Source organism: Streptomyces klenkii (assembly GCF_003626645.1).
Lineage (GTDB): Bacteria > Actinomycetota > Actinomycetes > Streptomycetales > Streptomycetaceae > Streptomyces > Streptomyces klenkii.
The window spans coordinates 266,313-278,009 of sequence record NZ_RBAM01000003.1; the positions used below are offsets into that span (position 1 = coordinate 266,313).

9 protein-coding genes are annotated in these 11,697 nt (G+C 73.6%); 1 reads left to right on the plus strand and 8 read right to left on the minus strand.

Going from position 1 to position 11,697, the window contains the following annotated elements; all coding sequences use genetic code 11:
* The 8 genes from ftsW to rsmH all read right to left on the minus strand — a co-directional run bounded on the left by ftsW (position 1) and on the right by rsmH (position 10,705).
* The gene (gene ftsW / locus D7231_RS07915) at positions 1–1,404 is read right to left on the minus strand and encodes a putative lipid II flippase FtsW (RefSeq protein WP_120754226.1); all 1,404 of its coding nucleotides are present in this window, start codon (positions 1,402–1,404) and stop codon (positions 1–3) included.
* A gap of 132 nt (positions 1,405–1,536) precedes the next feature.
* Entirely contained in the window at positions 1,537–2,982 is a 1,446-nt protein-coding gene (murD, locus tag D7231_RS07920; protein ID WP_120754227.1) for a UDP-N-acetylmuramoyl-L-alanine--D-glutamate ligase, read from the minus strand.
* Positions 2,979–4,043, minus strand: a complete 1,065-nt coding sequence (gene mraY / locus D7231_RS07925) for a phospho-N-acetylmuramoyl-pentapeptide-transferase (protein ID WP_030364703.1) — start codon at positions 4,041–4,043, stop codon at positions 2,979–2,981. Before mraY ends, murD begins: the two co-directional genes overlap by 4 nt.
* Positions 4,043–5,464, minus strand: a complete 1,422-nt coding sequence (locus D7231_RS07930; protein WP_120754228.1) for a UDP-N-acetylmuramoyl-tripeptide--D-alanyl-D-alanine ligase — start codon at positions 5,462–5,464, stop codon at positions 4,043–4,045. Before D7231_RS07930 ends, mraY begins: the two co-directional genes overlap by 1 nt.
* 65 nt (positions 5,465–5,529) lie before the next feature.
* Complete coding sequence (locus D7231_RS07935; RefSeq protein WP_120754229.1) at positions 5,530–7,227, minus strand: UDP-N-acetylmuramoyl-L-alanyl-D-glutamate--2,6-diaminopimelate ligase; 1,698 nt, start codon at positions 7,225–7,227, stop codon at positions 5,530–5,532.
* Between the two features lie 13 nt (positions 7,228–7,240).
* Positions 7,241–9,178 (minus strand): peptidoglycan D,D-transpeptidase FtsI family protein, encoded by a 1,938-nt coding sequence (locus D7231_RS07940; protein WP_241999614.1) that lies wholly within the window; start codon positions 9,176–9,178, stop codon positions 7,241–7,243.
* A gap of 4 nt (positions 9,179–9,182) precedes the next feature.
* Entirely contained in the window at positions 9,183–9,749 is a 567-nt protein-coding gene (gene ftsL, locus D7231_RS07945; RefSeq protein WP_120754230.1) for a cell division protein FtsL, read from the minus strand.
* Positions 9,746–10,705 (minus strand): 16S rRNA (cytosine(1402)-N(4))-methyltransferase RsmH, encoded by a 960-nt coding sequence (rsmH, locus tag D7231_RS07950; RefSeq protein WP_120754231.1) that lies wholly within the window; start codon positions 10,703–10,705, stop codon positions 9,746–9,748. Before rsmH ends, ftsL begins: the two co-directional genes overlap by 4 nt.
* Before the next feature lie 428 nt (positions 10,706–11,133).
* Here rsmH and D7231_RS07955 point away from each other — a divergent pair, with 428 nt between their 5' ends.
* Complete coding sequence (locus D7231_RS07955) at positions 11,134–11,685, plus strand: beta-class carbonic anhydrase (protein ID WP_120754232.1); 552 nt, start codon at positions 11,134–11,136, stop codon at positions 11,683–11,685.
* Positions 11,686–11,697 lie beyond the last annotated feature (12 nt).

An 11,697-nucleotide genomic window follows, 5' to 3' on the forward strand; every position in this document is an offset into this window, starting at 1 on the left:
TCACCGCTCTCCGGACGGTCGCTTCTTGACGCGCCGTCTCATCGTCTTCCATCTCACCCCAGGCTGCCGCATGGCCAGCGCCGCCCGCGCACCGGGTTCGTCGCGCGCGAAGGCGATCAGCAGCCCGATGGCGAACATGGTCGGCAGCAGGGCGGACCCTCCGTAGGAGAACAGCGGCAGGGGGACACCGGCGATCGGCAGCAGGCCGAGCACCGCACCGATGTTGACCACGGCCTGGGCCGTGATCCAGGTGGTCACACCTCCCGCGGCGTACCTCACGAAGGGGTCCTCCGTGCGTCCGGCCACGCGGATACCCGCATAGCCTAGAGCCGCGAAGAGGGCGAGCACCGACAGCGTCCCCGCCAGGCCCAGCTCCTCGCCGGTGATGGCGAAGATGAAGTCCGTGTGAGGTTCGGGGAGTTCGCCCCATTTCTCCACACTCGCTCCGAGTCCGGCGCCGAACCATCCGCCGTTGGCCAGCGCGTAGATTCCGTGCACGGCCTGCCAGCATTGGTCGTGGTCGCCGGGGTCGGTGGCCCCGATGCACGCCAGCCGGGACATCCGGTTGGCGCTGGTCTTGATGAACAGGACGGCCAGCACGGCGGTGACGCCGAAGACCCCGGCGAACAGCCGGGTGGGCGCCCCGGCCACCCACAGCAGCCCGAGCAGCACCGTGGTGAGCACCACGGTGGTCCCCATGTCGCCGCCCAGCATGATCAGGCCGAGCAGCACGAAGGTGACGGGCACCAGCGGCACCAGCAGGTGTTTCCACTGGGTGAGCAGCTTCTTGGACTGTTTACGTGCCAGCAGGTCAGCGCCCCACAGCACCAGGGCGAGCTTGGCGAACTCGCTCGGCTGGAGCTGGAAGGGGCCGCCGAGGGAGATCCAGTTGGTGTTGCCGTTGATGGTCTGGCCGATGCCGGGCACCTGCACCAGGCAGAGCAGGAAGAGCGACCCGGCGAGCGCGGGGTAGGCGAAGACCCGCAGCAGCCGTACGGGCATGCGCGCGGCCACCAGCAGCATCACGGTGCCGATCGCGGCCGCCAGCAGCTGCTTGCGGAAGAAGTACGTGGGCGGCAGGCCGTTCTGCAAGGCCTTGATCTGCGAGGCCGAGTAGACCATGACCAGGCCGAGCACGGTGATCAGCAGGGAACCGCCCATCACCAGGTAGTAGGCGGTGAGGGGGCGGTCCCAGGCCCGCTTGGCGCGCCTGTGGAGCTGCCTGAGGCCGCCCAGGAGGCTGCCGCGGGCCGGGCCGGGCCGTCCGGGCCCGCCGCGCCCCGCGCCGCCTCCACGGGCCCCTGCGGGGCGCGGGCGGGCCGTCCGGGCGGGCCCGGAGCGCGCGACGGGGCCGCGCAGGGCCGTCCAGGGGCCGGAGGGCCCCAGGGTGTCGTCCGCGTGCATCCGGGTGTCCCCTTCGCTCGTCTCCGGCGGCGGGCGGCCGCACCGCCGGGAACCGGCAGGGCCCGGCGAGAACCGGCGGGAGGTGCCTCCCGGATCCGAGAAGGCCTCCGGCCGCCGCACGGGGCCGTGCCGCTAGGCGCCCGCGCCGCCGCCGGACTCCTGGCCGGCCAGGTCCCGCACCGCCTCGGCGAAGGCCTCGCCGCGCTTGTTGTAGTCCGTGAACATGTCCATCGAGGCGCAGGCCGGGGCCATGAGCACGGTGTCCCCCGGCCCGGCGAGCCGGGCGGCTTCGCGCACGGCCGCGGCCATCGCCCCAGTGTCGGTCCGGTCGAGGTCGACGACCGGGACATCCGGGGCGTGTCGCGCCAGCGCTTCCGCGATCAGGGCGCGGTCGGCCCCGATGAGGACGACGCCGCGCAGCCGCTTGGCGGCCTTGGTGACGAGGGTGTCGAAGGTGGCGCCCTTGGCGAGGCCGCCGGCGATCCACACGATCGACTCGTAGGCCGCGAGGGACGCCTCGGCGGCGTGGGTGTTGGTGGCCTTGGAGTCGTCCACGTACGCGACGCCGGCGACGTCCGCGACGTGGGCGATGCGGTGGGCGTCCGGGCGGAAGGCGCGCAGGCCGTCGCGGACGGCCGCGGGCTCCACGCCGAAGGCGCGGGCCAGGGCCGCGGCCGCGAGGGCGTTGGCGACGTTGTGCGGGGCCGCGGGCTTGACGTCGGCGACCTCGGCGAGCTCCTGAGCGGTGGTCAGGCGGTCCTCGACGAAAGCGCGGTCCACGAGGATGCCCTCGACGACGCCGAGCATGGACGGGCCGGGTGCGCCGAGCGTGAAGCCGATGGCGCGGCAGCCCTCCTCGACGTCGGCCTGGCGGACCAGGTGCTCGGTGGCGGGGTCGGCGGCGTTGTAGACGCAGGCGACCTGGTTGCCCTCGTAGATCCGGCCCTTGTCGGCGGCGTACGCCTTCATGGAGCCGTGCCAGTCGAGGTGGTCGGGGGCGAGGTTCAGGACGGCCGCGGAGTGGGCGCGGACGGAGGGCGCCCAGTGCAGCTGGTAGCTGGAGAGCTCGACGGCGAGGACGTCGTACTCCTCGTCGCCCAGCACCACGTCGACGATCGGCGTGCCGATGTTGCCGACGGCGCGCGTGCGCAGGCCCGCGGCCCGGAGGATCGAGGCCAGCATCTGGACCGTGGTGGTCTTGCCGTTGGTGCCGGTGACCGCGAGCCAGGCGGCCGGCTTGCGGCCGCTCTCGCCCCGCAGGCGCCAGGCGATCTCGACGTCGCCCACGACGTCCACGCCGGCCGCTTCGGCGGCCGCGAACAGCGGGCTCGACGGCTTCCAGCCCGGGGAGGTGACGACGAGCTCCGTGCCCTCGGGCAGGGTCTCGGCGTCCCCGAGGCGGACGGTGATGCCCGCCGCCTCCAGGCCGGCCGCGCGCTCGCGCAGCAGCGGGCTGTCGCCGCCGTCGACGACCGTCACCCGGGCGCCGAGGCCGGCCAGGGCGCGGGCGGCGCTGATGCCGCTCACGCCGAGGCCGGCGACGGTGATGTTCTTGCCGCTCCAGAGAGAGGGGTTCACTTGATGGCCAGCCATCCCGCGTAGAAGATTCCGAGGCCGATGGCCACGCACAGACCCTGGATGATCCAGAACCGGACCACCACGAGGACCTCGCTCCACCCCTTGAGCTCGAAGTGGTGCTGGAGGGGGGCCATCCTGAAGACGCGCTTGCCGGTCATCCGGAAGGAGCCGACCTGGATCACGACGGACATGGTGATCAGGACGAAGAGGCCGCCGAGGAGGGCGATCAGCAGCTCGGTGCGCGAGCAGATGGCGAGGCCCGCCAGCGCGCCGCCGAGGGCGAGCGAGCCGGTGTCGCCCATGAAGATCTTGGCGGGCGAGGTGTTCCACCACAGGAAGCCGAAGCAGGAGCCCATCAGGGCCGAGGCGACGACCGCCAGGTCGAGCGGATCGCGCACTTCGTAGCAGGCGGCGCCGGCGGTCAGCGGGTTGCCGCAGGACTGCCCGTGCTGCCACGTGCCGATGAAGACGTACGCGCCGAAGACCATCACGGAGGCGCCGGTGGCCAGGCCGTCGAGGCCGTCGGTGAGGTTCACGCCGTTCGACATCGCGAGGATCATGAACAGCGCCCACACCACGAAGATGACCGGGCCGACGGACCAGCCGAAGTCCTGGGTGAAGGAGAGCCGGGTGGAGGCCGGGGTCTGGCCGCGGGTGTCCGCGAACTGGAGCGCGAGGACGGCGAAGGCGATGCCGACGATCAGCTGTCCGGCCATCTTCGCCTTGGCCCGCAGGCCCAGGCTCCGCTGCTTGACGATCTTGATGTAGTCGTCGAGGAAGCCGACGAGGCCCATGCCCGCCGTCAGGAACAGCACCAGCAGACCGGAGAAGGTCGGCTCGTGGCTGGTGATCACCTTCGTCAGGGCGTAGGCGATCAGGGTGGCCAGGATGAAGGCGATGCCACCCATGGTGGGCGTGCCCTTCTTCCCGGCGTGGCCGCGCGGGCCGTCGTCGCGGATGAACTGGCCGTAGCCCTTGCGGGCGAGGAACTTGATCAGCAGCGGGGTGCCGATGAGGGTCAGGAAGAGACCGATGACACCCGCGAAGAGGATCTGGTTCATCAGCCGGCGACCTCACCGTCGACGGCGAGCAGCTGCTCGGCCACCCACTCCAGCCCCACCGACCGGGACGCCTTCACCAGCACGACGTCACCCGGGCGCAACTCGCTGCGCAACAGGTCGACCGCCGCCTGCGCGTCGGACACGTGCACCGACTCCTCACCCCACGAACCCTCGTTATAGGCGCCCATCTGCAGCCAGGCCGCTTCCCTGCCCCCGACTGCCACGAGCTTGCCGACATTGAGCCGGACGGCGAGCCGCCCGACCGCGTCGTGCTCGGCGAGCGACTCCTCACCGAGCTCGGCCATCCGGCCGAGCACCGCCCACGTGCGCGCCCCCTTCGCCGCAGCGGCTGCGCCCATGGCGGCCAGCGCGCGCAGCGCGGCTCGCATGGATTCGGGGTTCGCGTTGTAGGCGTCGTTGACGATCGTCACGCCGTCCGCACGCTCGGTGACCTCCATCCGCCAGCGGGAGAGCTGGCCCGCCCCGGAGAGCGCGGACGCGATCTCTTCTGCGGGCATGCCCAGCTCATGGGCGACGGCGGCCGCGGCGAGCGCGTTCGACACGTGGTGCTCACCGTACAGCCGCATGGTCACGTCGGCGCACCCGGTGGGTGTGTGGAGCGTGAAGGCGGGCCGGCCGTCGGCGGTCAGCCGGACGTCCTCGGCGCGCACGTGGGCGTCGGGGGCCTCGCCGAAGAGGAGGGTGCGGGCCTTCGTACGGGCCGTCATGGCGCGCACGAGCGGGTCGTCGGCGTTGAGCACGGCGACGCCGCCGTCCTCCGCCGCGGGCAGCGCCTCGACGAGCTCGCCCTTGGCCACGGCGATCTTCTCGCGGCCGCCGAACTCGCCGACGTGGGCGGTGCCGACGTTGAGGACGACGCCGATGCGCGGCGGGGTGAGCTCGGCCAGGTAGCGGATGTGGCCAATGCCGCGGGCGCCCATCTCCAGGATCAGGTGCCGGGTCTCCTCGGTGGCGCGCAGCGCCGTCAGCGGCAGGCCGATCTCGTTGTTGAGCGAGCCGGGGGGCCAGACGGTGGCGCCCAGGCGCTCCAGCAGCTGGGCCGTCAGGTCCTTGGTGCTGGTCTTGCCGGCGGAGCCGGTGATGCCGACGACGGTGGTGCCCAGCCGTTCGACGACGGCGCGGGCCAGGGCGCCGAGCGCCCGCTCGACGTCGGCGACCACGATCGCGGGGACGCCGACGGGGCGGGCGGCCAGCACGGCCGTCGCGCCCGCCTCGACGGCGCGCTCGGCGTAGTCGTGGCCGTCGACGTGCTCTCCGGCGAAGGCGACGAAGAGGCTGCCGGGCTGCGTCGCCCGGGAGTCGATGACGACGGGACCGGTGACCCGGGCGTCCGGGTCCGGTATGTCGTGCTGCTGCCCGCCGACGATGGCGGCGATCTCGGCGAGGGACAGAGCGATCACTGAGATTTACCTCCGGCCGTTCGGGAGAGCTTCCGGGGGGAGGGTTGTGCGCGCATGGCGGTCTGTCATCCCTGGTCGTTCCGGTGCGTGGTCAACGAGCGCTGCTGCGCGGCTTCGACGGCCCCGCGCAGCACCTGGCGGTCGTCGAAGGGGCGGACGACGCCGTTGATGTCCTGGCCCTGCTCGTGGCCCTTGCCGAGGACGAGGACGATGTCACGGGCGTCGGCGCGGGCGACCGCGGCGGCGATGGCGTCGGCGCGGTCCTCCAGCAGCAGGACGGTGCCTCGCTCGTGGACGGGCACCTCGGCGGCGCCTTGCAGCATCTGGGCGAGGATCGCGAGCGGGTCCTCGGAGCGGGGGTTGTCGGAGGTCAGCACGGCGGTGTCGGCGAGCCGGGCGAGGGCCGCGCCCATCGGGGCGCGCTTGGTGGTGTCGCGGTCGCCGCCGCAGCCGAGGACGGCGTGGATGCGGCCCTCGCAGACCTTGCGCAGCGCGCGGAGAACCGATTCGACGGCGTCCGTCTTGTGGGCGTAGTCCACGACGGCGAGGTAGGGCTGGCCGGCGTCGACGCGCTCCAGGCGGCCGGGCACGCCGGGGACGGCCCCGACGCCGTCGGCGGCGGTCTGCGGGTCGATCCCGGCGGCCACGAGGGCGACGACGGCCGCGAGGGCGTTGGCGACGTTGAACGGGCCGGCGAGGGGCGCCTTGGCCCGGACCCGCTCGCCGCGGGGGCCGAGGATCGTGAAGACGGAGTCGAAGGGGCCGATCTCGACGTCCGCGGCGCGCCAGTCGGCGTCGGGGTGGCCCTCGGCGGAGAACGTGGTGACGGGCACCTCGGACTCGCCGGCGGCGAGCCGGCGGCCGTACTCGTCGTCGAGGTTCACGACGCCGGCGCGGCTGCGGGCCTTGGTGAAGAGCTCCGCCTTGGCCTGGAAGTAGTCCTCCATGCCGGAGTGGAACTCCATGTGCTCCGGGCTGAGGTTGTTGAAGACCGCGACGTCGAAGACGCAGCCGTCGACGCGGCCGAGCCGCAGGGCGTGGCTGGAGACCTCCATGGCGACCGAGCCGACGCCGCGCTCGTGCATGACGGCGAAGAGCGCTTGCAGGTCGGTGGCCTCGGGGGTGGTGCGCTCGGACTTGATCCGCTCGTCGCCGATCCGCGACTCGACGGTGCCGATCAGGCCCGTCTTCGCGCCGGCCGCCCGCAGGCCGCCCTCGATCAGGTACGCCGTGGTGGTCTTGCCGGAGGTGCCCGTGATGCCGATCTGGAGCAGCTGCTCGCCGGGCCGGCCGTAGATCGTGGCGGCCAGCTCGCCCATGACGGCGCGCGGGTCGGGCACGGTCAGCACGGGCAGGCCCGTGGCGGCGGCGCGCTCCTCGCCCGCGGCGTCGGTCAGCACGGCGACGGCGCCGAGGCCCGCGGCCTGGGCGGCGAAGTCGGCGCCGTGGAAGCGGGCGCCGGGCAGGGCGGCGTAGACGTCGCCCGGCCGCACGGCGCGCGAGTCGTGGGTGATGCCGGTGACGGCGGCCGCGGGGCCCTGCGGAGCGGGGATGCCCAGCTGACCGGCCAGCTCCGCGAGGGGCGCGGGGCGGACGTGGGCGGGGCGGGGCGCACCCGGCGTCGCGGCGGGGGCGCCCTGGGGGCTGGGGTGGGACTGATCAGCGTGTGGCACGGCGGTGAGCGTACCGGGCGCACCCGCCCCGTCGCGAAGCGAGGGGCGTCCCGCGTCGCGGTTCCCGGGATCGGGAGTGATGGTCGTCACGGCCGGTCCCGGCTCACTCGTCGTCGTAGCTCACCGGCAGCCGGGGCGGCTGGGTGCCGGACGGGGGGACTTGCAGGGTCTTCAGGGCGAACTCCATCACCTGCTTGTAGACGGGTCCGCAGATCTGGCCGCCGAAGTAACTGCCCTTGGTGGGGTTCTGGATGGCGCAGTAGACGGTGAGGCGCGGCTGATCGGCGGGGGCGAAGCCGGCGAAGGAGGCGGTGTAGCCGTGGTAGCGGCCGGTGCGCGGGTCCACCCGGTTGGACGTGCCGGTCTTCCCCGCGACGCGGTAGCCGGGGATCTTGGCCTTGGTGCCGGTGCCCTCGCGGTCGTCGACGACGGACTCCAGCATCGTGGCGAGCTCCCGGGCGGTGCGGTCGCTGATGACGCGGGTGCGCTCGGGGACGGGCGCGGGGGTGAAGCGGCCGTCGGGGCCCTTGGTGCCGCGCACGAGGGTGGGCCGGATGCGCTCGCCGCCGTTGGCGATCGTGGAGTAGACGGAGGCGGCCTGGACGGCGTTGAGGGACAGGCCCTGGCCGAAGGGGATGGTGTACTGCCGGGAGCCCTGCCACTTGGCCGGCGGGGCGAGGATGCCGGGCGTCTCGCCGGGGAAGCCCAGGCCGGTGGGCTCGCCGATGCCGAACTTCCGCAGGTACGAGTGGAGGACCTGGTTGGCCTGCTCCTGGTCCTTGCCGAGCTGCTCGGCGGCGAGGATCGTGCCGATGTTGCTGGACTTGGCGAGCACGCCGTTGAGCGTCAGGTGCCAGGTGGGGTGGTCGACGTCGTCGGCGAAGGAGCGGTCGGCGCGCGGCAGCCGGTTGGGCACCTCGACGTGGGTCGCGGGGGTGGCCGCGCCCTCCTCCAGGACCGCGGCCATGGTCATCACCTTGCTGACGCTGCCGGGCTCGTAGGCGTCCTGGAGGGCGGCGTTGCCGAGGGCGTCGCTGTCGGCGTGGGCGAGGTCGTTGGGGTCGTAGCCGGGGGCGTTGGCCATGGCGAGGATCTCGCCGGTGCGGTTGTCCTGGACGACGACGTAGCCGCGGTCGGCGGCGGACTCCTGCACCTGGCGGGCGATGGCGTTCTGGGCGGCCCACTGGATGTCCCGGTCGATGGTCAGCTCGATGTCGGAGCCGGGCACGGCGGGCTGTTCCTTGACGTCGCCGGTGGGCACCTGGCGGCCGCCGGACTGGGCGTAGACGAGCTTGCCGTCCTGGCCCGCCAGGACGCGGTCGAACTGGGCCTCGATGCCGCCGCCCCCGCGGCCCTCCGCGTTCACGAAGCCCAGTATCCCGGCCGCGAGGCCGCCGTTGGGGTAGACGCGCTTGCTGTGCGGTTCTCTGTTGACCCCGGCGAGGACGTCGGCGCCCTCCTTGCGCTGCGCGCGGGCGGCGGCCGCCTTCTTGAGCTCCTTGATCCTGTTCCAGACCTTGGGGGGCTGCCGGCGGGCGAGGACGACGTACTTGGACTTGGGGTTGGCGGTGAGCTTCTGCTCCAGGACGGCGGGGCGCTCGCCGAGGACGGGGGCGAGCAGGGCCGCGGCCCGGCGGGCCGCGCCCGTGGTCTTGATGCGTTCGGGGGTCAGCAGGTCGGGTGCGGCGGTGATGTCGTACGCGTCGACGGTGGTGGCGAGGTCGACCCCGGAGCGGTCGGTGACGGTGCCCCGCTCGGCGGCCAGGGTGACCGGAATGTACCGGTTGACGTTGGCGCGGGCCGCGTAGGCGCTCGCGTCGAAGGCCTGTACCTGGAGCAGCCGGACGGTGAAGACGAGCAGGACGAGCGTGAGGCCGAAGCCGACCATGCGCAGCCGCGGCCGGGGGCTGCCGAGCCGCAGGGGCCGGTCGGCGGCGGCCTTCAGGCGCGCGGGGCGGGCCGGGGGGCGGGCGGGCTCGGGGACGCGGCGGCGGGCCGGCCCGGGCTGCCTGGGGGGCCGGGCCCCGGGGTTCTGCGGCACAGCGTCACCTGCCGGAGGTCGGGGTGGTCGGCACTGCCTGGGGAGCGGGCACGAGGGCCGGCGCGGGGGCCGGCGGCGGTACGGGGCGGGCGGGCGCACCGGCGGGGGGCGGTGCGGGGGCGGCGGCCGGCGCGCGCACGGCTGCCGGGCGGGGCGCGGGCAGGAGGGCGGGCCGGGGGCCGGGGCCGGCGGGCGCGGGCGCGCGGTAGGCCACCGTGCCGTCGCCGGCCGGGGACGGCTGGCCGCGGACCGTGCCGTCGGGGCTGAGGAAGGCGGGGTTGCCGCCGGGGACCATGCCGAGCTCGCGGGCGCGGCGCTCCAGGGCGTCGGGGGCGGCGAGCTGGTCGACCTCCTGCTGGAGGGCCTGCTGCTCGTCGGTGAGCTCGGTGGTCTTGCGCTGGAGGCGGGAGAGTTCGAAGGAGCCCTGGTTGAGGGCGGAGTTGAGCAGGAGCAGGGAGATCAGGCCGGAGCCGAGCAGCACCACCACGAGGAGGACGAAGGGGGTGCGCCTGGCTCCGACGGGACCCACCAGGCGGCCCAGCCGGGTGCCCCGGCGGGCTGCCGGGCTCACCGGATGTCCTCGCGGATGCGTTCGGCGCCGCGCAGCCGCGCGGGGGCGGCCCGCCGGTTCTCGGCGACCTCTTCCTCGGTGGGGAGTTCGGCGCCGCGGGTGAGCAGCTTCAGGCGGGGCTGGTAGCGCTCGGGGACGACGGGCAGGCCGGGCGGCGCGGTGGTGGCGGCGCCGGCGGCGAACACCTGCTTGACGATGCGGTCCTCCAGGGACTGGTAGGACAGCACGGCGATGCGGCCGCCGACGGCGAGGGCCGCGACGGCGGCGGGGATGGCCGCCTCGACGCTCGCGAGCTCGGCGTTGACCTCGATGCGCAGGGCCTGGAACGTGCGCTTGGCGGGGTTGCCGCCGTGCCGCTTGGCGGCCTGGGGCAGTGCCTCGCGGATGACGTCCACGAGCCGGGCGCTGTTGCTGAACGGCTCCTTGGCGCGCTCGCGGACGACGGCCTCGACGATCCGGCGGGCCTGCTTCTCCTCGCCGTAGGCGCGCAGGATGCGCACGAGGTCGCCGGGGGCGTACGTGTTGAGGACCTCGGCCGCGCTGATGCCGGTCGTCTGGTCCATGCGCATGTCCAGCGGGGCGTCCTGCGCGTAGGCGAAGCCGCGGTCGGCCTCGTCCAGCTGCATGGAGGAGACGCCGAGGTCGAAGAGGACGCCCTGGACCTTCGGGATGCCGAGCCGCCCCAGCACCTCGGGCAGCTCGTGGTAGACGGCCCGGACGAGCGTGGCGCGCTCCCCGTACGGCTTGAGCCGCTCGCCCGCGAGCGCCAGGGCCGTGGGGTCACGGTCGAGGGCGACGAGCCGGGCCTCGGGGAAGGTCTTGAGCAGCGCCTCGCTGTGCCCGCCGGCGCCCAGGGTGCAGTCGACGACGACGGCGCCGGGCTCGGTGAGAGCGGGAGCGAGCATGTCCAGGCAGCGCTGGAGCATGACGGGGACGTGTCGCGCGTTGCTGCTCATGCGCCCTTCTGAGTTCGGGGTGCCCGGGCGCGCGGGCGTCCGTATCCCCGGGTCCCCACCCGCTCCAAGGGGAAGCGGCCTGCCCGGCACCGGGGAAGGGGCGCCGGGCGACCGGGGAGCGGGAGGAGGCCGAGGGGTACGTCCGCGTCGCACACGTGCGGGCTTTCGGTGTCCAGGGGGAGCGTCAGGCCTCCCACTTCGCGCCACTTTAGTCCACTCGTCCCCCCGGTCAACCAACCGGCCAGCGCGTCCCGGCACGGGCGCGGCGCGGCCGCCCGGCGCTCGTGATGTTGGCGGGAACGGCGCCGTTCACCCGGACGGCAGGGGGGCCGCCACCCGTGTGGCTTACCTCACAGGGAAGGTTATGGGCAGGATTTTGTGGTCTCCGTAACGGGCTTGGGGCCGCTGTGCCGACTACCGTCGTTCATATGTCGATATCCGCGTCCCAGCCGGCGCCCCAGAGCCCCGACAGCACCCGGCAGCCGACGGTCACGGACCGTCTGGTTCAGGCCAACGCCGAGTACGCCTCCCATTTCACCGACCCGGGTATGGACGCCCGCCCCGTCCTCAAGGTCGCCGTCGTCGCCTGCATGGACGCCAGGCTCGACCTGCACGCGGCGCTGGGCCTGGAGCTCGGCGACTGCCACACCATCCGCAACGCGGGCGGCGTCGTCACCGACGACATCATCCGCTCGCTGACCATCAGCCAGCGCGCCCTCGGCACCCGCTCCGTCGTCCTCATCCACCACACGGGCTGCGGCCTGCTCACCCTGACCGAGGACTTCCGCCACGAGATCGAGGCCGAGGTCGGGCAGCGCCCGGCGTGGGCGGTGGAGGCCTTCAAGGACTTGGAGCAGGATGTCCGGCAGTCCATGCAGCGCGTCCGGACCTCGCCGTTCCTGCCCCACACCGACGACGTCCGGGGTTTCATCTTCGACGTGACGACCGGCCTGCTGCGCGAGATCGACCCGCAGCACTGATTGTCCACAGGC